Annotated in this window: 20 protein-coding genes; 11 read left to right on the top strand and 9 right to left on the bottom strand. The window is 69.1% G+C overall.

What is annotated here, in order from left to right; all coding sequences use genetic code 11:
* Window positions 1-388 precede the first annotated feature (388 nt).
* The 4 genes from ACRWK7_RS22715 (at window position 389) to ACRWK7_RS22700 (ending at window position 4121) form a co-directional block, all read left to right on the top strand.
* Window positions 389-607 (top strand): hypothetical protein, encoded by a 219-nt coding sequence (locus tag ACRWK7_RS22715; protein ID WP_431858583.1) that lies wholly within the window; start codon window positions 389-391, stop codon window positions 605-607.
* Window positions 608-780: 173 nt separating this feature from the next.
* Window positions 781-1569, top strand: coding sequence for a LuxR C-terminal-related transcriptional regulator (locus ACRWK7_RS22710; RefSeq protein WP_431858582.1), 789 nt, complete (start codon window positions 781-783; stop codon window positions 1567-1569).
* Between the two features lie 294 nt (window positions 1570-1863).
* Complete coding sequence (locus ACRWK7_RS22705) at window positions 1864-2919, top strand: nucleotidyltransferase family protein (protein WP_431858581.1); 1056 nt, start codon at window positions 1864-1866, stop codon at window positions 2917-2919.
* Window positions 2916-4121 (top strand): hypothetical protein, encoded by a 1206-nt coding sequence (locus ACRWK7_RS22700; protein ID WP_431858580.1) that lies wholly within the window; start codon window positions 2916-2918, stop codon window positions 4119-4121. Before ACRWK7_RS22705 ends, ACRWK7_RS22700 begins: the two co-directional genes overlap by 4 nt.
* Before the next feature lie 6 nt (window positions 4122-4127).
* On the opposite strand, the gene ACRWK7_RS22695 is transcribed toward ACRWK7_RS22700, so the two are convergent.
* From ACRWK7_RS22695 to ACRWK7_RS22665, 7 genes are all read right to left on the bottom strand, one after another.
* Complete coding sequence (locus ACRWK7_RS22695) at window positions 4128-4376, bottom strand: hypothetical protein (protein WP_431858579.1); 249 nt, start codon at window positions 4374-4376, stop codon at window positions 4128-4130.
* Between the two features lie 146 nt (window positions 4377-4522).
* Window positions 4523-5545 carry a glycosyltransferase family 2 protein gene (locus ACRWK7_RS22690; RefSeq protein ID WP_431858578.1) on the bottom strand — a complete coding sequence of 341 codons (1023 nt, stop codon included), beginning with the start codon at window positions 5543-5545 and terminating at the stop codon, window positions 4523-4525.
* A 14-nt stretch (window positions 5546-5559) separates the two neighbouring features.
* Window positions 5560-6882: an O-antigen ligase family protein gene (locus ACRWK7_RS22685; protein WP_431858577.1), complete on the bottom strand. Its 1323-nt coding sequence runs from the start codon at window positions 6880-6882 to the stop codon at window positions 5560-5562.
* Window positions 6879-8030 carry an acyltransferase family protein gene (locus tag ACRWK7_RS22680; protein WP_431858576.1) on the bottom strand — a complete coding sequence of 384 codons (1152 nt, stop codon included), beginning with the start codon at window positions 8028-8030 and terminating at the stop codon, window positions 6879-6881. Before ACRWK7_RS22680 ends, ACRWK7_RS22685 begins: the two co-directional genes overlap by 4 nt.
* Window positions 8027-9091, bottom strand: a complete 1065-nt coding sequence (locus ACRWK7_RS22675; protein WP_431858575.1) for a glycosyltransferase family 2 protein — start codon at window positions 9089-9091, stop codon at window positions 8027-8029. The genes ACRWK7_RS22680 and ACRWK7_RS22675 overlap by 4 nt, the downstream gene beginning before the upstream one ends.
* 25 nt (window positions 9092-9116) lie before the next feature.
* Window positions 9117-10337 (bottom strand): lipopolysaccharide biosynthesis protein, encoded by a 1221-nt coding sequence (locus ACRWK7_RS22670; RefSeq protein WP_431858574.1) that lies wholly within the window; start codon window positions 10335-10337, stop codon window positions 9117-9119.
* Between the two features lie 22 nt (window positions 10338-10359).
* Window positions 10360-12627 (bottom strand): GumC family protein, encoded by a 2268-nt coding sequence (locus ACRWK7_RS22665; protein WP_431858573.1) that lies wholly within the window; start codon window positions 12625-12627, stop codon window positions 10360-10362.
* A 727-nt stretch (window positions 12628-13354) separates the two neighbouring features.
* Between ACRWK7_RS22665 and ACRWK7_RS22660 the strand changes: the two genes are divergently transcribed.
* From ACRWK7_RS22660 to ACRWK7_RS22650, 3 genes are read left to right on the top strand one after another with little or no spacing between them, the layout of a single operon-like run.
* A complete protein-coding gene (locus ACRWK7_RS22660; RefSeq protein ID WP_431858572.1) occupies window positions 13355-14491 on the top strand; it encodes a glycosyltransferase family 4 protein in 1137 nt (378 codons plus the stop codon).
* A 17-nt stretch (window positions 14492-14508) separates the two neighbouring features.
* A complete protein-coding gene (locus ACRWK7_RS22655; protein WP_431858571.1) occupies window positions 14509-16878 on the top strand; it encodes an acyltransferase family protein in 2370 nt (789 codons plus the stop codon).
* A gap of 33 nt (window positions 16879-16911) precedes the next feature.
* Entirely contained in the window at window positions 16912-18030 is a 1119-nt protein-coding gene (locus ACRWK7_RS22650) for an exopolysaccharide biosynthesis polyprenyl glycosylphosphotransferase (RefSeq protein WP_431858570.1), read from the top strand.
* Window positions 18031-18124: 94 nt separating this feature from the next.
* Here the strand turns inward: ACRWK7_RS22650 and ACRWK7_RS22645 are convergent, their stop codons facing one another.
* Window positions 18125-20140, bottom strand: a complete 2016-nt coding sequence (locus ACRWK7_RS22645) for a carbohydrate-binding domain-containing protein (protein WP_431858569.1) — start codon at window positions 20138-20140, stop codon at window positions 18125-18127.
* Between the two features lie 478 nt (window positions 20141-20618).
* Here ACRWK7_RS22645 and ACRWK7_RS22640 point away from each other — a divergent pair, with 478 nt between their 5' ends.
* Complete coding sequence (locus ACRWK7_RS22640; RefSeq protein WP_431858568.1) at window positions 20619-21335, top strand: sugar transferase; 717 nt, start codon at window positions 20619-20621, stop codon at window positions 21333-21335.
* Between the two features lie 95 nt (window positions 21336-21430).
* Here ACRWK7_RS22640 and ACRWK7_RS22635 read toward each other — a convergent pair whose 3' ends face one another.
* Window positions 21431-21805: a hypothetical protein gene (locus ACRWK7_RS22635; RefSeq protein ID WP_431858567.1), complete on the bottom strand. Its 375-nt coding sequence runs from the start codon at window positions 21803-21805 to the stop codon at window positions 21431-21433.
* Window positions 21806-22111: 306 nt separating this feature from the next.
* Between ACRWK7_RS22635 and ACRWK7_RS22630 the strand changes: the two genes are divergently transcribed.
* The 3 genes from ACRWK7_RS22630 to ACRWK7_RS22620 all read left to right on the top strand — a co-directional run bounded on the left by ACRWK7_RS22630 (window position 22112) and on the right by ACRWK7_RS22620 (window position 25411).
* A complete protein-coding gene (locus tag ACRWK7_RS22630) occupies window positions 22112-22336 on the top strand; it encodes a hypothetical protein (RefSeq protein WP_431858566.1) in 225 nt (74 codons plus the stop codon).
* A gap of 354 nt (window positions 22337-22690) precedes the next feature.
* Window positions 22691-23467 (top strand): LuxR C-terminal-related transcriptional regulator, encoded by a 777-nt coding sequence (locus tag ACRWK7_RS22625; protein WP_431858565.1) that lies wholly within the window; start codon window positions 22691-22693, stop codon window positions 23465-23467.
* Window positions 23468-23695: 228 nt separating this feature from the next.
* Window positions 23696-25411: a type I secretion system permease/ATPase gene (locus tag ACRWK7_RS22620; RefSeq protein ID WP_431858564.1), complete on the top strand. Its 1716-nt coding sequence runs from the start codon at window positions 23696-23698 to the stop codon at window positions 25409-25411.
* Window positions 25412-25422: the final 11 nt, after the last annotated feature.

The raw sequence follows: 25422 nt of genomic DNA, 5'->3' as shown, positions 1-25422 counted from the left end.
GGTCCGACGTGCCGGGCGATCACGGCGGTCCGGGGGCTCTCCCGCCAGCGGGTCGGGTTGGAGGCGAGGGAGTATCTCCTGCGCGTGGAGCGTCATCTGCTGACGCTGCTGAGCACCGGGCGGGTGGCGGCCTTGACAGAAGATATCCCTAATATTCGTGCCGCTTGACTTCAGTCAACGCGACACAGGCACGCTGGCGGTATCAAGAGGGCATCTCAACCCTCCCTGAAGAACACTGGGCCGCTTTCAGCGGCCCTTCTTTTTGGGGACTTGCCCTTACTCGAAAAAGGGGCTTACCCTCCCGGCGAGGCCAGAGAGGGATAAGGGCGTCGCCGATCATCCGCCCGGGGTCTTTCAGGTGACCGCATCCCGAGGGGTTTGGACCGGCATGGCTTACACGCTGCACTACGATCAGGACCGGGAGCGCCGCGCCAGCACGCACGGTTCCCTTGACGCCGCGGTCGAGCACGCGGCGCGGGGGGAGGACGCCGGCCGCTTGTACGCGGTCAGCATCTCCGCTCCGGACGGCGCCGTGGTCATGCATGGCGACGCGTTGCGCATCGCGATCGCCGCCAGGGTCTACGAATGGGATGCACGGCGCGAATGATGCCGCGCCGCTCCGCCTTCCGCTGATGTAGGTACGCGGGGGGCAAGTCCCGGCGTTTCCTCTACACCCTTGTCGTCACGCCACGCCCGAATTGCGAATTTACGGGGCGTCCCGCCGCCAGCACACTTCGCCGCACCGGCCGGTTGCGTGCGAAACCCTGATGGAGGAGGCCCATGGGAAACGAGAACCTACCGCGGCCTCTGCCGAGCCATCCGCGCGCGGTGAAGGACACGGGGGCCGGCGTGTGGCCCTTCCACCAGCGGGCGGCGCCCGCCATCGCCGTCATCGACGAGAATGGGTTGGGCAGGGAATGCTTCTCGTTGGGCTTGCGATCGCTCGACCCGCGGATGACCGTGCACGCGGTCGCCACGGTGGCGGATCTGGAGCCCAGCGTCGCGGACGGCAAGGGCCTCGACGCCGTGATCTACAACATGGCCCCGGAACGGGCCCTCAACGAACGGGTGACCGGCGTCATCCGGCGGTTGAAGGAGATCGCCGGCGAGACGCCCGTCATCCTGATCTCGGACGTCCAGGAGGTGGAGTTCGTCCTGGAAGGCCTCCGCCTGGGGATCCGGGGGATGATCCTGCCCAGCCTCAGCCTCGGCGTGACGCTCGAAGCGGTGCGGCTGGTCAGCGCGGGCGGCACCTTCATCCCGGCGACGCTGCTCCACAAGGTCGCGCATCATACCCCGTGGCCGGGCGCCACGCCGCCGGCCCCCGAACCGCTCTGCGAACGCGTCGACAGCCTGACCCCGCGGGAGGTCGCCGTGCTCGCCTGCCTGCGCGAGGGGAAGTCCAACAAGATCATCGCCTACCAGCTGGGCATGTGCGAGAACACGGCCAAGGCGCACGTCCGCAACGTGCTGAAGAAGCCGGGGGCGTCGAACCGCACCCAGGCGGTCTACATGGCGCAGCGCCGCGCCGCCGCGCCGGTCCCGACCGTCTCGGAGCGGGGGCGTTGAAGGCGACGGAGGCGGGGGCGCTGCTTCACGCGCGAGCTTCGCGGCCGAGGAGGGCGCGTCGCCTCACGGGGCGGAGTTTGCGCCGCGCAACGCCTTGCTCTCCTGGCCCTATCTTTTTGCGCGCTCCACATCGCGCGGCTGAGCTGCAATCCTGCGTTCGGTGCGGCCGGTTCCCGTGCAACGGAGGCAACCATTCTGCGAGCTGGTTCCCAGGCTTTGCCCTTCCTTTGCCGCGCGCTCCGCCTGGAGGAATCAGGCGCCGAAACGTTGCGACGCGACGTTGCCGCAGGCACCATGGACTGGGTGGCCCTGGCCGCCGCCGCGAACAGGTTCCTGGTGACGGCGGCGCTTGCCCCGGCTTTGGAGCGCAAGAATCTCCTCACCCTCCTGCCCACGGACCTCCAGGATTACCTGCACCTCGTCCGTGCGGCCAACGCGCAGCGGAACGCCGCGATCCGGCGGCAGCTGTGCGAGATCATCGACGACCTCAACGCCGCCGGCATCGTGCCGCTGCTTCTCAAGGGCAGCGTCGCCCTGTTCGAGCCGGACGTGCACGGAGGCGAGGATCCGGGCGCCGGGCGCATCATGTCGGATGTCGACCTGCTCGTCCCGCCGGATGCGTTCCCCCGCGCCGCCGGCCTCCTCATCGGCGCCGGCTACGAGCTCATCAACGAGCTGGAGGGCAAGGAATCCCACGCCCAGATCTTCGCGCGGGCCGGGGCGCTGGTCACCGTCGATCTGCACCGCAGCCTTGGTCTGCAACACTCCTTCCTGTCCGTTGACGCCGCCTGGAAGCGCGCTGAGCCGCTCGCGCTGGATGGGCAGCAGGCGCTGACACTGTGCCCAACCCACCGGATCGCCTTTCTCATCTTCCATCGCCAGATCCAGAGCCAGGGCCACGCGCTCGGCGAGGTGCCGCTGCGGGACCTGCATGACTACGCGGTGGAGTGCCGGCGGTTCGGCGACCGGATCGACTGGCCGGAAATCGCCCGCATGTTCGGGCGCTTCGGCTGGTCGGGTATCTTGAGGGACTGGGTCGACCTCGCCGACCGGCTGATGGGCCTGCCCCCGCCTCCGGGCGTTCCCGCCCCGCACCGAGCGGGACTGCACCGTTGGCGCTGCGTCCTGCAAGAGCGCTCGCCTGCCCTGATGGCCGCCGTGCGCTTCGGGATGTCCTGCGTCTACCCGTTCACCGCCGTGCAGATCGCCTACTTCTACAACCGCGATCTTCGGGGCCTGCATCCCCTCGCGTTGGCCGCCTGCCGCCTGCGGCGAGCCGCGGCGCTGCTGTGGAAGTACAGGTGGAAGGCCCTGCATCGCACACGGCAACTGTACCAGGCACAACGATGACGGACGTCCGGCCCGTGGCGGGCGTGACCTTCTGTCCCCTCGACGGGAACGCGGTCCTCTTCGACGAGGCCCGGCAACGCGTGTTCCATCTCGACCGCCTCGCCGCGCTGATCTGGTGCCACGCCGCGGAGGGGCGCGGAGCGGCGGAGATCGCCGAGCGGCTGTGTCGCGGCGGCGTGGTCGCCGACCGCGTCCAGGGACAGGCCTGGGTCACCGATGCGCTGGAACGGTGGCGCGACCTGGGCCTGACGGCCGAGGACGACGGCGGACCCGCCACTGCGCCCCTCCGCCCCGGCGTCGTGCCCGGTGCCGTGGAGGATCACGCGCCGTGGCCGCACCCGATCCCGCCGCCGGTGGAACGCCGGTCCTATGCGCTGGTCGGCACGGACTTCTCGGTCGGGTTTGCCGATGCGACCGCCCGCGACCTGCTGCACCCCTTGCTGGCGCATCTGGAAACCGATGGCGCGCCCGCTTCCCTGATCGCCACGGATGTCGTCCGCGCCGGGGAGGGCTATCGCCTGCTGGCCCAGGGGCGTGTCCTCGGCGGCTGCGGCGCGGCCGACGAACTGGCCCCGCTCGTCCTCGGCGAGGTGTACAATCTGGCGCTTCGCCGCGTGCCGTGCCTGCTCGCGCTGCACGCCGGTGCGGTGGCCACGGACGCCGGCGGGCTGCTGCTGTCGAACCCCATGGGCAGCGGCAAGAGCACGCTCACCGCCGCTTTGGCGGCCTGCGGCTGGCGCTTCGTCTGCGAGGATATCGCCATCATCGAGCGGGACAGCCTGGGCGTGCGTCCCTTCCCGGGTTGCCTCACCTTGCGCCAGGGCGCCTGGAGCAGCCTCGCCGGGCTCCTGCCGGACCTTGCGTCCCTGCCGACGCACCGGCGCGGCGGAACCGAAGCGGTCCGCTACCTGCCGCCGCCGGCCACCGGCCGCCCGGCTCGCTCCGACAAGCCCGTTCCGGTGCGTTGGGTGGTCTTCCCGAGCCATGGGCCGGAGGGGGAGCCGGGGTTGGTCCGGCTCGACAAGGCTGATGGCCTGCGCACCCTTCTGGCAAACTGCCGCGCCGTGCCGGCCCCCCTGGACGCGCACGCCGTCCGCCGCCTGGTCGCGTGGGCGCACGGCATCGAGTTCGCCGCGCTGCGTTCGCGGACGGTGGAGGACGCGCTCGGCCTGATCGCCGGGCTGACGCGGCGCGGCCCCTGAGCGGGCTTATTTCCCCTGCGGATGGGTGCCGGTCGTGTGGTCGTTCGGGTTGCCGCCGACGCCCCAGCCCTGCCCCGGGAAGGAGCGTGACCCGGACGCCTGGGCGTGCGCCGGCGTCGCCGCGACGCTGAGCATCATGGAGATCGCCGGGGGCGTAACCGCGGCGAACCGGCCGCACTTCTTCAGGAAATCGCGCCGCTCCCGCACGGCCTCCTCATCAACGTTCGCATCGGTCGGCACTTCTTTTGGGTCCATGTGGCGCATCCTTCGGCTGCTGCGGTCAATGCTTGGCCCCAGACGCAACATGATACAGGAGCGGCTGGGGTCTTCACGTGGGCAATCGGTTCGGCATCCACTCCTCTTGGTCCAAATTGGTGGTGTCCCTGAACTCATAGGGGAACTCATCGGGCATCTGGCACCTGCCGGGTGCGCCGCATCGCGATGCCCGCCCCCTGCCGCAGCTTGAACGACGCGAGCATCGCGTCGAAGGCCCGCTGGAGACCCGGGCTGCCGCTCTTGCGGACGGCGATGGCGACCAGGGTCACCACCGCCCGGCGGTCGGAGACCAGCAACCAGGGGTTCAGCCGGATCGCCCGGGCGAGATATCTCATGGACGCCGTGGTCTGGCCGCTGGTCAGCGCCTTCCATGCGGTGATGCGGTGATGTTCGGCCAGCCCGCGGTCGAAGACGCGGTCCGGCATCCGCGGGATCGTATCCCGCAGGAATGCCACCGCGCGGTCGGCGTTTTCCAGGAATGTGTCGAACGCGAAGCACAGGCTGCTCCCGCGCAGGCGATAGAGGGTGAGCGGAGCCGGCACCGCCGCCGCGACGAAGGAGGTTGCGCTGAGGATGCGGCACCACATCTCGTAGTCCTCGCAGCTCCGCAACTCCGCGCGAAACACCCCGGCTTGTTCGAAGCAGTCACGCCGGACGATGGGCGCCGATCCGTTGCCGACATGGTTGCGGCGGATCATCTGGCGCAGCGACGGACGCTCGATTTCGGCCACCAGGAACTGGCCGGTGAGGGTGCCGTCCTCCAGCATGTATTCCGAGTGGCTGAAGCTGATGCCGATCCGCGGATCGGCCTCCATCAGGGCCAGCTGCCGCTCCGCCTTCTCCGGGCGCCAGGCGTCGTCGCCATCGAGAAAGCCGATGTAGCGGGAGCGGGCGTGCCGGATGCCGGTGTTGCGCGCGGCCGACAGCCCGCCGTTTTCCTGCCGCACGATGCGCAGGCGCGTGTCGCCTCGCGCCTCGGCCAGCGCCGCCAGGACCGCGGGCGTGGCATCCGTCGATCCGTCGTCGACGACGATGACCTCGCAGTCGCGGACGCTCTGGTCGAGGGCCGAGGTCACGGCCTGCTCGATGTACGCGGCGACGTTGTAGGCCGGGATGACGATGCTGAGGGTCGGCGGGGCGTCGGTCATGCTGTGGCGTTCCGTCATGGTGATGCCTCCCGCAGGGCGCCGCCGATCCAGGTGAACAGGAACAGGCAGGGCAAGGTCAGGCTGAACAGCGATTCGAAGGGGCTGAAGACCGCCAGAAGGACGCAGAGGCCGAGCGCGGTCCGCAGATCGGCCCGGGCCTTGCGCGGCGTGCGCGCGGAGACGAGCCGCACCGCCACCGTGAGCGTGGTCAGCAGAAGCGCGGCGGCGAAGGCCAGGAAGGTCGGCAGCCCGCCGGTGTAGAGCAGCCCGTACACGGTGGAGTGCGAGCCGATCGGCAGGTTGTGGATGTGGTGGACCGATGGCCCGATCCACCCCTGGCCGATGATCGGCGATTCGAGAAAGCCTTCCCAGCTCTTCTCGTAGATCAGCTCGCGCGCCAGCGAGGAACCGGCGCGGGCGTCGCTGACCGACTGCTGAGCCCCGATCACCGTCTCGACGGGGTCGAACCCGCCGGCCATCGCGCCGAACAGGGCGATCATCGCCAGCCCGGTCAGCGCGGCGCGCCCGAGGGCCGGCAGTTTCAGGAACGCCTGCACCGCCAGCGCCGCCACGACGGCGATCAGCGCCGCGCGGCTCCAGCTGAACACGACGCCGACCAGCCCGCCGGCGGCGCCGACCAGCCGCCAGCCGACATCCCGCACGCGCAGGCTGACCAGCACGATGGCCGCACCGCCCAGCCCCAGCCCGGTGGCCCAGGGGAAGAACAGGATGAGGCGGGTCACCACCTCGCCCAGCGTGTCCTCCATCAGGAAGAACTGCGCGGTCCCATAGAAGCGCGCGACGTCCAGCTCGGGCAACGCGAGGCTGACGGGGGTCTCCAGGATCAGCCAGGGAAGCCCCGCCAGCCGGGCCACCGCCGCGATCGCGCCGAACAGCAGGATCCAGCCGCCGAGCACCGCCGTCGCCCGCGCCACCCGCGGGTCGGCGAGGCGGCAGCCGTACCCCGCGGCGATGGCCAGCCCGGCGCTGAGCCATCCGATCACCGGCATGCCCAGCGCGTTTCGCACGCCCAGCGCCATGTCGCCGGCCAGCATCCCGTTGGCGAGCGACGCCAGCGCCTGGAAGAGCCCGATGCTGATCCAGGCCAACGCGATGACGGCGACGACACCGCCCTGCGGCCAGCGACGCCACGCGAGCCGCACCGTCAATGCCAGCCCCGCCAGGGTGAGCACGCCGCCCAGCCATAGCACCGGCGTCAGGATCAGGTAGCGCGTGTACCAGCGGATGTCCTCGGCCGCCAGGGCGGCGCACCGCCGGGCAACGGCGCGATGGCGCCGCAAGCCCGCGTTCGTCAGGGCGGCGTGTGCGGGGCTCATGGACGCTCCGCCTGGATGGCGTTCCCGTCCCAGGCGCGGGGCACGGGCGGGACGGCCGACAGCGGAATCTCCTCGCTCGGCGTCCGGCGGTAGCGGAAGTGGCGGCGCCCGTAGGCCATGGAGGGCCGCTCGATGTAGATCCAGCAGAGGCGGGCCATGGCGAGCACGAGGGCGAGGGCAACCACCTCGGCAAGGCCGGGGGTCGTGACGGCGCGCCGCACGAGGATCAGCACCGGCACGTGGAACAGGTAGATGGAATAGGCGCCGATCCCCAGCCAGGACAGCACGGTGGCCACCCCGGCCAGCGCCCGCGGCACGGGCCGGGTCACCACGTTGAGCAGCAGCAGCAGGTAGAAGCCGACGATCAGCGAATAGCCGGCGGTGGCCTTGCCCAAGGTGATCGGCTCCCACCGCACCAGGGTCACGGCCGTTATGCCGCCGAACGCCGCGAGCAGCGCCCAGCCCAGCGCCGCGCGCCGGCGGCGCAGGATGTCGGCGCCCGCGGGGGCGCGCACGAGCCACGCCGCGAAGACCCCGAGAAACAGGGGATCGAAGCGCGCGGGGCTCAGCAGAAAGGCGGACACCGGGGTAAGCCCGCTCACCATCCCGGTGGCCCGCACCAGCGGGCCCAGCGCTGCGAAGCACAGGAACACCACGGGCAGGGCGCGGCGCGGCGTGAAGCGGATCAGCAGCGGCAGCAGCAGGTAGAAATGCTCCTCCACGGCGAGCGACCACGTCACCCCCGTCCAGTCCGGCCCCCACGCGCCCTGCGCCGCCCAGACGAAGTTCTGCACCAGCAGCAGGTAGCTCCAGAACGGCGTCCGCTCGTCGTGATCGCCGAGCAGGACGAACAGAGCGAGGCTGAGGGCGTACAGCGGCAGGATGCGCAGCGCGCGCCGGCCATAGAAGGTCTGGAAGAAGGTGCCGCTGTCGCGGTTGTCCAAAAGGATTCCGCCGATCAGATAGCCGGACAGCACGAAGAACAGATCCACCCCGGTCCAGCTGAGCCCGAGCGCGATGCGGACCGGGTTGTGCGTCGCCGGCCCGACCCAGACGACGGCGTAATGCCAGATCACCACCAGCAGGATGGCCATGCCGCGCAGCGCGTCGAGTGCGACGAGACGGTCCTCCGCCGTGTCGGGCCTCATGGCCGGCTCCCACCCTGGCGGACGCGCATCAGGCCCTTGAGGCAGGCCGGCCGCAGGCCGGGTGAGGAGCGCAGGTCGAACGCCCGCCGCGCGATCCGCGGCGGTGCCGCCAGGGTCACCACGGCCCAGCCGGCGAACAGGGCCTTGTGCTTGAGGTCGGCATCGCTCAGCCAGACGCTGCGGCAGTATTTCGCGAAGGTCCGCAGCAGGCCGGGGCCGGCGCGCCGTTCGGGAAGGAGCTTGCGCGCCACCAGGCGATAGCGCATCTGCATCTCGTCGCGCTCGCAGTCGATCGGGAAGCCGGGGGACTTCCCGAGTGCGGCGAGCACCTCGTTCGCCTTGGCGACGGTGCGCGCGTAGTCGTCGGAGCGGTTGAGGGCGAACTCCGGCGAAATCGCCTTTCCGCTGCCGCTGTCGTTCTCCAGGTGGACGCGGTAGTAGCCCTGCGGGTCCGGCAGGGTGACGATCGCGCCGAAGCAGGGCGCCAGCATGTTCAGATAGGCGTCGAAGAACAGCCCGTAATAGGCGCCGGGAACCCGGTTCGGCCGGCACACCGGAAGGGGAAACACCTGCTCCAGGAAGCGGCGGGACCACGCGTTCCCGCTGGTCGTCGGCGCCTCGTAGTAGGCGCGCCGCCGCAGCGCGGACAGCGGCTCGCGGTGGCGGCGGCGATAGTCCGGCCATTCCTCGCCCAGCGTCTCGCCGCGCTGGTTGATGTAGGAGAGGCCGAACTGCACCTTCGCCACGCCGTCGTGCCACACCGCGGCGATGCCCTCCGCCACGCCGGGGCGCAGCAGGTCGTCGGAATCGAGGACCAGGACGACGTCGCCGCTCGATCGGGAAAAGCCGGCGTTCACGGCGCTGTTCTGCCCGCCGTTCTCCTGGAAGATCGCCGTCACCTGATCGCCGAAGGCCGCGATCACCTCCCGCGAGCCGTCGGTCGATCCGTCATCGACGACGATCACCTCCTTGTCCGGCCAGCGGACGTCGAGGGCGCTGCGGATGGCGCTGCCCACGAAGCCGGCGTAGTTGTGGTTCGGAATGATGATCGAAAGCCTCATGGTGTCTCCGTTCGGCATCGCCGGGTCACGAGGAGCTGGCGTGGAGGACCGGCTGGCGCCCGCTCGCCTGGGCGAACGCCCGCAGCGTGAGCCACGCGCACAGCGCGGTGTAGAGGTTCACCCCGGCGGCGAGGCCGGGCAGGCCGAAATGCAGGAAGGGAACGACGCTCAGCAGGATCGCGCCGCGCGCCAGCCCGAGCTGGTTCATCAGGCGGATCTCGCCGAGCGCCCGCAGCCCGGAGTCATAGAGCACCACCAGGCACCCGAGGGGCAGGCAGGCCATCAGGAGCAGCGTGAAGACCGGAAAGTACGGCGCGTTGTAGACGAGCAGGCCCAGCGGCCAGGACAGCAGCGCGATGCCGATGGTGGTGGGCAGCGACACCGTGTTCAGCTTGCGGCGCAGGGTGGGCAGGCTGCCCTGCGGATCGCGGACGATCTCCGGGTAGGCGGTCTGCAGCATCGAGGACGGCGCCAGCATCCCGGCGTTGAAGACCTGCCGCCACAGCCCGAAGATGCCCAGCTGCTCGCGCGTCAGCAGGTACGACAGCGCCACGGTGAACAGCTGATCGGCGCCCAGGTGGATCAGCTCGAACGGCATGAAATGGGCGCTCTCACGGGCGTGCCGGAAGAAGGCCCGCAGGTCGATCCGGCTGTGCGGCAGCAGGAAGCACAGGAAGACGCCGATGATGCGCTGGATTCCAACGATCATGGCGAAGTCGAGCAACCCATCGGCCAGCAGCGCGGCCAGCAGGATGCCCGCGCTGCTGTAGAGGTGCGGCAGGACCGACAGCGCGGCGCGGCGCTGGAGGACCAGCAGCGCGTTGAAGACGTTGACCTGGGCGAAGAACAGACCGCCGCAGGCGAACCACGCGATGGCCATCGCCTCGTCCCCGTCGCGACCAAGCAGGGCGGCGCACGCGGCGATGGCCGGCAGGCCCAGCGGCACGGCGAGCAGCCCCGCGGTGCAGCCCAGCGCGTTGCGCTCCTCGACGGGCGCGTGGGAGCGCGCCAACGAGAAGGGCAGGCCGAAGGTGGCGAGGATGGCGAGCGGGGCGATCAGAACGCCCGCCACCGCGAAGGTCCCCGCCGCCGCCAGGCCGTAGACCTGCACGAGGATGATCGACAGCAGAAAGCCGTTGCCGCTTTGCAGCAGCCGCGCCAGCAGGACGTACCGTGCCTCCCGGTCGAGGGCGGAGAGCCAGCGCTTCGCCCGGCCGATCACCCGCACCGTCATACCCGCCGCCATGCGGCTCCCGCCGTGCTGACCGCTATGCATGACGGTAGTACCGGCTGTTCTTGCGGTCGGAAAGGCAGGAGTCGCCGAAGGCGTAGGTCGCATGCCGCTTCAGCGAGACGCGGCTGACCACGATCCCGGTGACGCTGGCCCCCGCCCCGACGAGCCGCTGCAAGGCAAGGCGCGTCGTCTCCGGCGCGGTCTTCTCCCAGCGCATCACCATGACGGTGTGGTCGGCGTGGCGGGCGATCATCATGGTGTCCGACACCGGGATCACCGGCGACGAGTCCATGATGACCGTGGCGAACCGGGCGCGCAGGTCGTCGATGAGCTGGCTCATCGCCGGCGAGCCGAGGAGGAAGGAGGGATCCTTGCCGGCGTGCCCGGCCGGAATGACGGCCATGCCCGACACCGGATCGCGCACGATGACGTCGTCGATCCCCATTTCTCCGCGCAGCACCTCGCCCACGCCCGGCCGGTCGCGCCCGAAGAGGCGGTCCAGCGTCGAGCGCCGCAGATCGAGGTCGAGCAGGACCACGTCGCGATCGGCCTGCGACAGCAGCCGTCCGAGGCCCAGCGCGATGGTCGTCTTGCCCTCCTCCGCCACCGAGGAGGCGACCAGGATGACCGTGCCCGGCGTCGGCGGGCTGCCGTCGGGCGACAGTCCGGCATAGAGATGCCGCAGCCCTTCGACGAAGGCGGCGTGGGGCTTCTTCACCGGCAGGTCCACGGCCTTGCGGCTGTGCGGCACGAGCGCCAGGGCGGGCACGCCGAGTTCCGGCTCCACCTCGAGGATGCTGCGGATGCCGCGCCGGACCTGTTCGGCGACGGCCGCCATGGTGGTGCCGAAGAACAGCGCGATGCCGAGCGCCGCCGGCAGCAGCAGGCGCAGGTTCGGCGACACCGGCCCCTCCGGCGGATCGGCGCTGGAGATCAGCTTGGCCTCCGCGGAGGGCCGCAGCAGCCGCTCCTCGGCGACCTCCTTCAGGCGCGACAGAAGGGATTCGGCGCTCTCGCGGTCGGCGGTGGCTTCGCGCTCCAGGGCGCGCAGCTCGATGTTGGCATCGTTCTGGAGGGCCACCCGGTCGCGCGCCGCCTGCGCGGTGCGGGTGAGCGCTTCGACGTGCGCCACGGCCACGTCGGCGTCGCTCTTCAGCGAGTTCACCAACTGGACGCCCTCACCCCGGATCTTCTCGCGGATCTTGGCGAGGTCGGCGCGCGCCCGCGTCAGCTGCGGATGCTGGTCGCCATAGGTCTGGCCAAGGTCGGCCACCTGACGCAGGGCCGCGGCTTCGACGATCCGCAGTTGCTGGATGACGGGTGACCGCTGCATCTCGCCCAGCGCGTCGATCTGGTTTTGCGCCAGCAGCTCCTGGCCGCGCCGCAGCTTCGCCACGGCCTGATCGCGCGCCGACCGGGCGGCGGTGAGTTCGCTGGCGACCTCGCTCACCTCCTGGGCGGCGGGCGTGTTCTCGCGGCCCTTGATCAGGTCGTTGGCGCGGCGGAACTCCTCGATCCGTGCGTCGGCGATCTGGACCTTGCGGCGGGCCTCCTCGACGCGCCTGGACAGCCACTCGTAGGCGTTCGCCGCCTCCTGCGCCTTCTGTTCCGCCTGAATGGCGACGAAGAGGCGGACATAGCCATTCACCACCTGCGCCGCGCGTTCCGGACTGCTCGCCGCGTAGCGGACGGAGAGGACGTGCGCCCGCCCCTCCTGGGAGACGCGCAGGTTGGACAGGAAGCGCCGGGTGATCAGCGCGTCTTCGCCCATACCGCCGCCGCCGCGCTGGAAGACTTGGTCGAGGTAGCCCTGCACCGCGTCCGGAAGGAACGTGCGGGTCGCCATCAGCGCCCGCTCGCGCAGAGGGGCGCGCGCGGGAAAGGCCAGATCGGGGTCGTCCCGCAGGTTCAGGTCTTCGATGGCGCGGTGGACGAGATCGACGGAGGTGAGGAGATGGGTGGCCGTCTGCACCGTCTCGCTCTCCATCGCCATCGGGGGAAGGATGGGGTCCGGCTTGAGGATCTTCGGCGTGCGCGGGTCGATCTGGACTTTGGCTTCCGCCACGTAGCGCGGCGGCATCATCGCCGCCAGCGCCCCCAGTGCCAGGAATGCCGGCAGCGCCACGCTCAGAATCAACAGCTTGCGCCGGCGCAGGAAACCTCCGACCCGGCGCAGGGCCGTTCCCATCCCCGGCGGCGTGCCGGGGGCGGTCGCCAGACCTCTGTGGGACCATCCATCCGCGCTGGCAAAATGGCCGCGCGCATCGACGGGCAGCAGGTCGGCATCCGGGTGTATTCTCATGGGCAACAGCTTTCGCAAACGCCATCGATGAAGACGCGGCACCGTCTCATGGCAAAGAACTCGGACAGTGCAGCCGGACCTGTTGCTCTGCTTTCCAATAGAACCCGTGTTCGCTTCAGGCTCTCCCCGCGGCATGGGGTGGGGGTAGCGGGCAAGGATTGCGTTGGAACGCAGCGCCAGGAAGACCTGTATCCTATGATCCGAGCCCGCCAGCCGCTGTTGCAAGCGCAATAAAGAATATGTCCGTCTCCCGAGATCCACAGATGGGGTGTCGCTATCGCGCATAAGCCAAATGGATCTTCGGTTGATTGCCTTGCTGGAGCGACCAACGAAGCCGTTTTTGTTTGGAAAAGACCCGGCTTTGTTGGATTATTTCCTGTTCGGAGCAGGAAAATTATAGTCAAAAAGGATGTGGTGCTCCTCCATATTGAGTAGCATTTTGCTGTTGAAATTAAAGAATTATCGTTTTTAACATCTCCCCATCAAAGCACTCGACAAGATGCTTGCTTTATAACGCCACCAAATCGCTGACGCGGCGATTGGTCAATCCATTCACCTACACATCACTATTGTCGGAGTCCTTCAGGCATCAATGGTGGCCGTGGCGGCAGGGAATGCCCCGGCGCGGAATGCCTCTGCTCTTCGAGCATGGAAGAAAGGCAATAGGGCCAATCGGTTGCGCACGACGCATGCGCCCGTCCAGCGGCGGACCTCACGGGGAGAGATCATGAAAATTGCAATTATCGGCAGCCGCGGCATGCACGCTTCCTATGGCGGAATCGAGCGGGTCCTCTGCGAACTCTGCCCCCGTCTGGCGGCTTTAGGGCACGAAGTGCATGTCTTCTCGGAAGCGGGATGTCCCCTGCCGGACAAGCCCGCTCCAGGCGTTCATATCGTCAAGGTGCGGGGCCTTCCCGGCAAGTACACGGAAACGCTGTCCCGTTCGGCACTGTCGCTCGCCATCGCGCTGACGCAGAGGTTCGACGTCATCAACCTTGTGGCGATCGGTCCGGGTGCCCTCAGCTTCATTCCCCGACTGGCCGGCAAGCCGACGGTGGTCAGCGTGCACGGGCTCGACTGGCGCCGGGACAAGTGGCCGTGGATCGCCCGCGTGCTGTTGCGTTCGGCGGAAAGGATGATCGTCCTGGCCGCGGATGAGATCACGGTGGTCTCCAGGCAGCTCGAAACCCACTTCGCCCAAGCGCACGGACGCGCCGTGGTTCACATACCGAACGGCCTGAACAGGCGCGACGTCCACCCCGATCAGGAGTGCCTGGACGACTTCGGGCTGGAGGCCGGCCGGTACGTCCTGTTCGCCAGCCGCCTGGTTGCCGAGAAGGGCGCGCATGAGCTCATCGAAGCGTTCAACGGTGTCGACACCGACATGAAACTCGTGATCGCCGGCGGCACCCGCTACGACCAGCGATACGCCGCGCGGCTGAGGGCCCTGGACACGACCGGGCGCTGCATCTTCACCGGCCACGTCACCGGACGGTCCCTCGACGCGCTGTTCGCCGGCGCCTATTTCTACGCGCTGCCGTCGCATCTGGAAGGGCTGTCCCTGTCGCTGCTTGAGGCGGTCGGCTTCGGCAAGGCGACGCTGGTCAGCGACATTCCCGAAAACATCGAGGTGGTGGGAGAGCACGGCCTCACCTTTCCGGTCGGCCGGGTGGACCTGCTGCGCGACCGGCTTCAGCAGCTGATCGATCATCCCCAGCTCGTCGAAGACATCGCCGCCCGTGTGCGCACCGCGGTGCCACGGCACTATGCGTGGGACACCCTGGCGCGGCGCTACGCGCAGACCTTCGAGGATCTGGTCGCGCGCCGCCAGCCGGGCGGGCGTCCGCAGTCGGCAACGCGCTGAGCGGGCAGGGGCCGGCTATGGCACAGCATCGCGCGGGCATTCCTGGTGTCGAAGGGCTGCGCGGTGTCGCTGCGGCGTCGGTCTCCGTGTACCACGTCTGGCTCTACGGTGCGCCGGACGGCTCGCGGGCCTCCTTCGGTCCGGTGGACACCCTGCTGTGGAACCTGCAGGCGGGGGTCGCGCTGTTCTTCGCCCTCTCCGGATTTCTGCTCTACCGTCCCTTTGCCCGTGCGATCCTGCGGAACGAGGCGCTGCCCGGCGTCCGGATCTATCTGATCCGCCGTGCCCTGAGGATCCTGCCGGCCTACTGGGTGGTGCTGTTGCTCGTCGCCGTCGTGCTCGAGGTGGCACGGACCGATATCGCGACGATGTCCGTCGGCTCTCTGGCCACGCGTCCCGGCGTTCTCCTCGCCAACATGGCGCTGGTCCAGAATTACAGCCCGGCCACGGCCCTCACGGGGATCGGACCGGCCTGGTCCCTGGCCGTGGAAGCGGTGTTCTATCTGGCGCTTCCGGTGCTCGCCACGCTGGCCTGGCGGCGGTCCGGTGCGGGTCAGGGCAGGGCGGCCCGTCTGCGGACCGCGCTGCTCCCCGCCGGCCTGCTGCTGCTGACGGGCCTGATCGGCAAGGCCGTCGCGGTCGCTCTCGCGCGGCAGGGAGTGCTGAGCGGCGACCCGTGGGACGGCAGCTGGTACGCCGTGCTGGCCCTGGGGTTCTGGTGCCACGCCGACCTCTTCACCTGGGGCATGGCGGTGGCGGTGCTTCACGTCGGAATGGAGGATGACCGGTTCGGCGTCCCGGCGGCGTGGCCGCGCTGGGCTGCCATCGGCCTCGCCGGGCTGGGGGCCGCCCTGGCGCTCCTCGCCGTGCGATATCCGGTTGGCGGAAAGCCCGTGTTCGACGTGCTTCTCGGGCCCGCGTGCGGCGTGCTGCTCGGTCTCATCGTGCTGCCGCGCGCCGCTGAACGGCCCCGATCATGGCTGGCCCGCGCGCTGGAGTGGCGGCCGGTCGCTGCCCTGGGCGTCATTTCCTACAGCCTGTTTCTCTGGAACGAGCCGGTCACGCTCTGGCTCGCGCGCCATGGCCTGAGCTGGAATGGCCGGGCCGGCTTCCTGGCCAACCTCGCGCTGGTTGCCGCCGTGGCCGGCGCCGCCGCCACCGCCACCTACCTGGGGATCGAGCGTCCGGCGCTCAGAGCCGGGCATGCCTCCCGGCGCAGCGCTCCTTCCGGCCCGCTGCCCACGGCCGATGGCCCGAAAGCCGTCGGTGTGCGCAACGGCGGCGTGTCGACGATGGCGGTGCTGATGGCCGCAACGGCCGTGTCCGGCCTGATCCTGGTCACGGCTGCCGCGCACGCGGCCGGTCGCGACCGTCCCTTCCGGGCGGACAGCCCCTGGAACACGCCGATCCCGCCGACCGCGGCCCGCACCCCGGTGCCGGGGCTTGCCGCGCTGCCGGTCGGCCTGTCGTCCTGGCTGGACCCGGACGCCTCTTCGATTCCGATCTTCACGGCTGCCGCGACCGACCCTCTGGTCCGGGTGCTCCACAACGACCGGACCTGGGTCATGGTCGCCAACGGCGCGTGGAGGCACACCGGCAACGGCGCGGCGACCGAGGCGGAGATCCGGCGGACGGCGACGCCGGTGTTTCCTCCCCACCACCCCTACGTCTCGCAGTCGGCGGAGCGGCTCAAGCTTCCGGTGCGGTTCGACAAGGTCACCGTGCCGCGCGGCGGGCAGTTCGTTCGCGCGCCGCGCGGGGTGCATCCGAGCCTGAATGCCGACGGCCATATGGTGGTCCGTCAGCCGGACGGGCGGATGCTGGAAACCTTCGCCACCGTCGTGCTGTCCGATGGCACCATCGTGTGCCAGACCTTCAAGATCACCGATCCCGGCGGCATGGGCGACGGCCGCCAGAACGGCGTCACCGCGTCGATGATTCCCGTCTACGCCGGTCTGATCCGCCGGGCCGAGTTCCGGGCCGGGGCCATCGAACACGCGGTCAAGATCGTCGTCCCGGCCGGTCTGCTCGACACTGCCTTCGTCTACCCGGCGCTTGCGTTCGACCGGGGCGCCCGTACCGAACAGCCGCCCTACTCGGGAACGCTGCCGATGGGTGCGCGGCTCGCCCTGCCGGCTGATGCGGACCTGGAACGCCTCGGGCTGACCACCGCATTCGGGCGCCTCCTGGCGCGGACGGCGTCGAGCTATGGCTTCATCGTCGTCGACCGCGGCGGCGCCGGCGTGACGCTGATGGTGGAATACGGTCCGCACGATCCGGCGCTCGATCGCTGGGACCAGGGGCACAGCGAGGATCTGGCCCGCATTTTCGCGAATCTTTCACGCGTGGAGCCGCCTTCACCGAACGGGGGACTTCCTCACCCGTGAACGCGGCCGCCGGTATTCTTTGGGGGGACATGGATGATGACCTCATTCTTGGATCACGATGCCGACACCGGCAAGCGCCAGCAGCCTCTCGTCGCGCATGCCGGCGTGCCCATCCGGTCTCGCGGGCTTCTCGGCAACGCGGCGCATCCGCTGCCAGCGAACGGCCGGGAGCGCGATGCCGCCCCGGCTGGGGCGGCACGCCTCTCCGGTTGCGTGCTGATCGTCGCGGGCCGTCGTCACGTCGCACGCCTCGCCGATGCGGTGCAGCGCGACAAGGGGGCCGGCTGCGCCGTTTTCACGCTGGACAGCGCCGCGCCGGGCCTTCCGTCCGGCCTGTCGGTCGAACAGGCGCTCTGCTTCGTGTCGGAAGGGATCATCCGCGACATCGTTATCGCGCACGGGCATTTCGGCGCGCAGGCGCAGGAAGCGTTCCTGGCGCCGTTCCTCACCCTCGACGTCGCCATCCACGAGACGGTCGGGGTGCATGGCGGAGGCCTTGGCGGAACATCGCTCTATTGCGGTGTCCCGGTGACGACGCTCCAGCGACCGGCGCTCAGCGACGCTCAGCGCCGGCTGAAGCGCGCGTGCGACCTGACCGTCTCGTTCGCGCTGCTGCTGGTCCTGTGGCCGCTCATGACCCTGATCGCGACGGGCGTCGCGCTGGAGAGCCCGGGGCCGGTCCTGTTCCGCCAGCAGCGCAGGGGCTACAACGGCCGCAGTTTCGAGATCCTGAAGTTCCGCTCGATGCACGTGCACAGCGGCACCGACGGGATAGCGCAGGCCAGGCGCCACGACCCCCGGACAACCCGGCTGGGCCGTTTCCTGCGGCGCAGCAGCCTCGACGAGCTGCCGCAGCTCTTCAATGTGCTGAACGGGGATATGTCGCTGGTCGGCCCGCGCCCGCACGCCGTCGAGCACGACATCGCGTACGGCAAGATCATTCCGCGCTATGCCCGGCGCCAGCGCGTGCAGCCGGGCATAACGGGCTTGGCGCAGATCCGCGGCCATCGCGGCGAAACCGCCACGCCCGACCAGATGGCCCGGCGGATCGAATGCGATCTCCAGTATATTGAGCGTTGGTCCTTCCTCGGGGACATCCGCATCCTGGCGGTCACCGCCTTCGTCGGCTTCTTCCACGACAACGCCTACTAGGACGAAGCCCGCGCCATGACCTTGCCGGGCCGTGTGGCGGGGTTCGGAGTGGAGCGCGTCCGCCCTCTCCGAACCCCGCCGCGCCCGGCCGGCGTCAGGCCGCTTCGAGGTGGTGCAGCAGCTCGAAGCCGAGGGGGGGCGTGTCGTCATGGCCGTGCACGTGCGTCAGCATGCCGGCCGTGTCGTGACCCACCTGTTCCACCCGCGGCTCCTGGGAAACGAGCTGCTGGTAGAGGTCCAGCTGCGCCGCCGCCGCGGTGGGCGCCGGGAAGTAGGTCTTGTCGGCGCTGACGACCAGCGTCCCGTTCCACCACATGCTGGACTGTCCGGCGGTCACGTCCTTGCCGTCCAGGGCGCCCTTGTCATAGGTCACGATGGGGGCGGTCGGCAGCACCGCCTTGCCGTTGATCGTGATCTTGTTGACGAACAGGTTGCGGTCCTGGTTGCCGGCGCTGCCGTCGTTGTCGTACTGCACCTGCACCTTGTGCGCCTGGTCGGTGCTCAGCGTGGTGGTGAAGGTGTAGTCCTTGGCGGTGGTTCCGCTCATCGCCTCGCCCACCTTCACCCCATCGATCAGCAGGTTGAAGTGGGCGTTCACGCCGCGGGCCGCGGTGCCGTAGGCGTTCACCACGACCTGGGTCGTGCCCGGCACCGGCACCGGCGTCGGGATGGGGGTCGGGTCGGTCGTCGTGGCGCCCAGGGTGAAATCCTGGGCCGTCAGCATGGACTTGGAGACGTTCTTGAGGAGAAGCGTCTGCCCGCTCGCGATGGTCAGCGCGACGTCGCTGCCGACCTGGACGGTGGCGGCCTGAACGCTGCTGAACGAGGTGAAGGCCGTCGCCGACAGGTCGATGCGGTCGGCCTGTCCCCAACTGCCGCTGAAGTCGAGGATCGTGTCGTTGCCCTCGCCCGTGCGGATGACGAAGAGGTCCGCGCCCAGCCCTCCCGACAGCTTGTCGTTCCCCGCGCCGCCGTCCAGGGTGTCCTGCCCGGCCTCGCCGTAGAGAAGGTCGTTGCCGCCGAGGCCGCTCACCCGGTCATTGCCGGCGCCGGCGTAATAGACGTCGTTCAGCGCACCGCCGGTGAGCACGTCGGCACCGTCGAGCGTCGTGCGCTGGGTCACGCCCATGATCTTGCGCAGATCGGCGTCGAGCGCGCTGTTCCACGTGTCGACGGCCGAGGTGGTCACGTCGTTCTCCGTCATGAGCGTAACGCCGCTGCCGCCGCGATCCGTCACGATGAAGCCGTACTTCTGGGCGGCCGTCGCGATCATGCGGCCGATGGTGGACTGCAGGCCGAGCGTGCCGAGATCGACACCCTTGGGAATGGCCAGGTGCCCACCCATGGGCACGGTGCCGGAATAGGGCGGATTCTCCGTCAGCGCGCCGCGGTCGAAGGACAGCGCCGGATACACATAGGAGGCGTCCAGCAGTCCGGCCGGCAGGACGACCTTGATGGCGTGTTCGATCGAGCCGCGGTCGATGTCCTCCTGCGTGATCAGTCCGGCGTAGACCGGAATCATCGACGCGGTGACGCCGTTCTGCGATCCGTCACCGTTCAGCGCCGGATCGGTCACGTTGTAGGTCTGCGCGACGATGGTGCCGTCCGAGAGGACCACCGTCCCGAAGGTCTCCAGAACCTTTCCGTCGGGCTGGTAGACCACCATGTGGCCGTCCGCGTTCGCGGTGGGCTTGACGCCCGCGGGGACATAGAAGCGCGGGGCGGTCCCGGTCGCCGCGGGGATGGCGTTGTAGTCGCCTTCCAGCTTGAACTGGGTTCCCGACTGGGAAACGTAGGTGTGGTAGGGGTAGGGGAAGTTGACCGAGGAGGTGGAGCGGATCGACTGCTCGACGCTCGTCGTGTTGTTCACGTTCTGCCACTCGCCGGAATACACCTCCCACCAGGTGTTCGGGTTGTAGAGCAGGTTGACCTGCTGGCTCGATGTCGAGGCCTGGTAGACAGGGACGGAAGAGCCGTTGTAGGGCAACCAGGACGAGAGGCCGACCGCCTTGGAGGCCAGATCAGGAACCGTTACGGAGGTGGCAGTTGTCGGAATGGTTTCATTCCAGATGCTCTTGCCCTGGAAGGGCCTTTCATATGCATTCGGCATTTTAGCTTCCCTTGTATGGCATTCTCCTCTCTTTCTTTATTCCTGTCGCCGGCGGTTTCCCTGGTACAAGGATGGGCCAAAATTTGTGTCGCAAAACGAGGGTCCGCCAGATCGGCGCCTTCTCCATCGCACCCTCCGCGCCCAGGGTACGCCCGTAGCGCTTGCGCATCATCACTAGGGAGGACGCCCCGCGCCGCGTGACGCCCCCCAACGCCGGACGGCACGGCCGCAGGCCCTCATCCAGCCTTCCCTGTAAGCCTTTTTAAGCAAAACGGCGCCGTTCTCCCTTGGCCGACTAACCATCATTGAAGTGGCGACAGCTGATGGAAGGCCATGCTAGCTATTCTTCTCGAGTATTCCGCGACTTTCTCCGCCAAGTCTTGCCCTTGGAAGCGCATTTGCGCTTCCCGCTCTGGCCGAAATAGCCTGTTCCTTGGCGGAAGAGGCGGTCGCTCTGAGAAAAAAGGGGAGCTTCTGCATGCACAGCGTACTCAGGAGCATGATGGGCGACCTGCCCGTCTCCGAGCATCGCTTCTTTCCCGCGAGGTCCACCCCGGCCGGCGTGCGGCCGGCGGAGACCGATGCCGACCGGCTGGTGCGGCGTGTCATGGACGTCGCCGTGTCGATCCTGGCGCTCTGCATGCTTCTGCCGCTTTTCGCGCTCGTCGCCCTGCTCATCAAGGCGGATTCCCCTGGTCCGGTCTTCTTCGCGCAGACCCGGTGCGGCCGCGGCGACCGTCCGTTCAAGATGCTGAAGTTCCGCACCATGACCAGCGACGCCGAACGGCGGCTCGCCCAGGTGTTGGCGGCCTGCCCCGCGGCGCGTGCGGAGTACGAACGCCACCACAAGCTGACGCACGATCCGCGCATGACGCGCCTCGGCCGCTTCCTGCGGCGCAGCAGCATCGACGAACTGCCGCAACTGGTGAATGTGCTGAGGGGCGACATGGCGCTGACGGGACCACGCCCCTACCTGCCGGACGAGCGGGCGGAGATCGGCGCGGCGCTTCCGGTGATCCTGAGCGTGCGGCCGGGTCTCACCGGGCTTTGGCAGATCTCCTCGCGCAACCGGTCGACGTTTGCGGAGCGCGTGGCGGTGGATTGCGCCTACATCCGGCATCGCTCGCTGAAGATGGACGTTCTTATTCTCCTCGCCACGATCCCGGCCGTGGTGAAGGCGCGTGGCGCCTCCTGATACGGACGGCGTGAAACCCCCAAAGACGCTGCACATCATCGAGGTGCCGACGGCTCCCGCCTCGGCGAAGACGGCATCGCGCGGCCGGAGGACTGCTACGGCCGCGCCTGAGCGCGAAGGCGCCGAAGATCCTCCGCGAGGGCCGACAGCCCGTTCTCCGTCGTCAGCAGCGCATCGACGCCCAGGCGCGACGCCTCGCGCCGGAGCGCCCGGCTGATCCGGCCGACGATGACCGCGACGGCGGGGCGGGCCTCCAGCGCCAGCACGCGGACGAGCACCGCTCCGCAAGGACCCTTGGTCAGGTCCGGACGATCCATCGTGATCAAGACGACGTGCATGCCCCGCAGGGTCGCCGGGAGGTCGGCCCCGGCCTCGGCTGACGAGGCCGGCTTCACCTTGATGTCGCCGACGGTGCTCAATGCCGCCGCCAGGCTGTCCCGGAACAGGGCGCGGTCGTCGATGAGGCTCACAAGCATGGGTCCCCGGTCAAGCCAGTGCACGGATCCCTTCGGCTCCGCGGAACGTCCCGCTTCGCCGTTGCTCCCGATCAGGGGGCGATGCCCGTCCTCCGGCTCTCCAAGTGGAAGCATGGTGGCCTCCATCGCGCGCCAGCGTATGGAATCGCGCTGGTACAAATGTCATTCCGCATCGGTGGGTTTATAAATAGATAATTAGAGGCACGGCGCTCTCCCATGCCTATCAAATGGAATATCACGGCGGTGCGCTGGAAAATTTGCGAATGCGCGCGCTGATGCAACCGCCGCGCGGCGCTTCTCATGGCGATCATTCAATCAATGCTTCTCAAAGCGCGTCCCATCGGAAGTGATGATTTCCAGGATTCGATCGGTGAGCGGTGCCCTCAGGGGGGTGAGCCCTGGGTGATTGCCATGGAGGATGGAAAATATCCGTTCTCTGGAAACAATATTTTGAATGCCATGCGGTCACACCCTGTGGTTTCGTTTCCTAACGATAACAAACGTGAAGTTACCAAGCAAACATAGCCAACGTACAGAAATTTAGCTTGGTCGCTGGCGTAGCGATGCTGCTTCGGAGTGCTTCATCCAATTATGTGGTAGCGATAAAATTGTGATTGACTCCTTCCATGCCATGAAAGCCTATAATACACAGAACAATAAAGAGCTCTTCCTTGCATTCGATGGCCGGGGGGCTTTGACAGAGCACCCCATCATGGTGGCATGCCTGCTTTGCCACAGGGTGGGGCGCAAGTGAGAGGTGGTGGGGGTTCATTCTGGGCCATACCCTTTGCGACTTCGGCCGGACTTCGAATGCTCAAGAACATTGCCACCGGCTATGGGAGTAAATTGAGACTCCCTTGCAAGAAGCAGGGCAGAGATATGTACACGGACAAGAACACTGTCAGAATTCGTCCCGCATACCACGAGGAGCCGCTCACCGCGAAGCTTGAGCCGACGCCGGCGGCACGCGACAGGATGTGTGCCAGGGACCGGCTCCAGGCCATCGTGCTGGACGGCAGCGTGCTCACGCGGGAATGCCTGGCGGTCAGCCTCAGGAACCTGGACCGCGGACTGCACGTGAAGGCGGTGGCGTCGGTCGAGGAGGTGGAGGCCGCGTGCCATGGCGCGACATCCCCCGACCTGATCGCCTGCAACATCACGGGGATGAGCGAACCGGCGGCTTTCGAGCTGATCCGGCACCTCATCGGCATCCTGGGATGCATCCCCCTGGTTGTCCTGACCGACCGGGAGGATGCCGGCCTGGTCCTGAAGGCTCTTCAGCTCGGGGTGCGGGGGTACGTCGTCAGCAGCTTGGGGCTGGCGGTGGCCCTCGGGGTCATTCGGCTGGTGGCGGCGGGGGGGACCTTCGTACCGGTGTCGTCCTTCACCGCGCTGGCGCAAGGCCAGACGTCGGACCCGCTCCAGGCGTGCCCGCCGGAGGGCGACGCCGGGACTCCGGCGGACACCGGCGACCTGACGCCGCGCCAGATCGCGGTGCTGAGCTGCCTTCGCGAGGGGAAGGCGAACAAGATCATCGCCTACGAACTCGGGATGTGCGAGAGCACCGTCAAGGTTCACGTGCGGAACATCCTGAAGAAGCTCGGCGCGACCAACCGCACGCAGGCCGTCTACCTCACGCACCACCGCGGTGGCTGACCGTCGCACCCTGACGCGACGGCGCGGCCGGCGGCGAAGCGCCGGATGTGTGAGGCAGCCAACAGTCCGCGGGGGAATCCTCGGGTAGGGTCACGCTGCCGATGCCCTGGTGGGGCCGGCACGCCAATCCCTCCTGGAGGCTTTCCGCATGGTCCGCACCCCCGTGTTCCCGGCGTCCGCCCCCGTGGCGCTCCGGCCTCCCACCCCCTGCGGCACGGGGGCGGCACCATGAGGACGGCGCCGTCGGAGCTGTGGCGGAGCCTGGGATCGTGCCGGGGCGCCCTGCTGGCCGCCGGGCTGCTGAGCCTGTTCGTCAACCTCCTGCAGCTCGCCTCGCCGCTCTACATGATGCAGGTCTACGACCGGGTGCTGAACAGCCGCAGCGAAGGCACCCTGGCGATGCTCACGCTCATCGCGTTGGGCATGATGCTGGTGTCCGCCCTGCTGGAGCTGTGCCGCGCGCGGGTGCTGGTGCGCACCGGGGCGATCCTCGACGAAACGCTGAACGTCCGGCTGTTCGACGCCCTGTTCGAACGGCAGCTGCGCGCGCCCGGCGGGTCCCGGACGCAGCCGTTGCAGGATCTGACCACGCTGCGCCAGTTCATGACCGGGTCGGGCCTGTTCGCCTTCTTCGATGCTCCCTGGGCGCCGGTCTTCATGGCGGTGCTGTTCCTCTTCCACCCGCTGCTCGGCGGCATCGCGCTCGGCGGCGGGGGCCTGCTGTTCCTGCTGGCGCTCGCCAGCGAGGCCGCCGCCCGCGCGCCGCTGCGGCAGGCCAACGCCGAGGCGACCGCCAGCCTGCACGCCGCCGACGCCGCCCTGCGCCACGTCGAGGTGGTGGAGGCCATGGGCATGCTGCCGGGCCTGCGCCGCCGCTGGCAGCGGCGCCACCGCGGCATGCTGGGGTATCAGGCGCAGGCCAGCGACCGCTCCGCGCTGCTCGCCGCCGCCAGCCGCTTCACGCGCGTCGCCTTGCAGACGTCGCTGCTCGGCGCCGGCGCCTACCTCGCCATCGCCGGCGCGATCACGCCGGGCATGATGATCGGCGCCTCGATCCTCGGCGGCAAGGCGCTGGCTCCGGTGGACACCGCGGTCGCCGGCTGGAACGGTCTGGTCGGCGCCCGCATGGCGTGGCGCCGGCTGGCGGAGCTGCTGGAGGCCGCGCCGCCCGCCCCGGCGCGCATGGCGCTTCCCGCCCCCGCCGGCCGCGTCGCGTTCGAGGGCGTGGCGGCGGCGCCTCCGGGCGCCGCGGTGCCGACGGTGCGGGCCCTCTCCTTCACCATCGCGGCGGGCGAGGCGGTGGGCATCGTCGGCCCCAGCGCCGCCGGCAAGTCGACGCTGGCCCGGCTGCTGGTCGGCGTGTGGCATCCCCGCGCCGGCACGGTGCGCCTGGACGGCGCCGACCTGGCGGCGTGGCCGCGCGCGGCGCTCGGGCCGCACATCGGCTACCTGCCGCAGGACGTGGCGCTGCTGGACGGCACCGTCGCCGAGACCATCGCCCGCTTCGGTGACGTCGATCCCGGCGCGGTGGTGGCGGCGGCGCGCCGGGCCGGCGTGCACGACATGATCCTGCGCCTGCCGCAGGGCTACGACACCCCGGTCGGCGACGGCGGCATGGCGTTGTCCGGCGGGCAGCGGCAGCGCCTTGGGCTGGCGCGGGCGCTCTACGGCGACCCGGCGCTGCTGGTCCTGGACGAGCCGAACGCGAACCTGGACGAGGAGGGGGAGGCGGCGCTGCTCGCCGCCATCGTCGCGCAGAAGGACGCCGGCCGGACCCTCGTCGTCATCGCCCACCGGCCGAGCCTCCTGTCGGCCGTGGACACGGTGATGGTGATGCGCGACGGCATGGTCGCGCTGCACGGCCCGCGCGCCGAGGTGCTGGCCAAGGTGACGCGGCCCATCGCCGCCGCCCGTCCGCCGTTGGCCGCGGCCTGCCCGGCATGACCCGCAACCGA

Source organism: Azospirillum sp. (genome assembly GCF_050789165.1).
The sequence above is the reverse complement of the archived record's forward strand: the minus strand, read 5'-3'. Positions and strand labels throughout refer to the sequence as shown.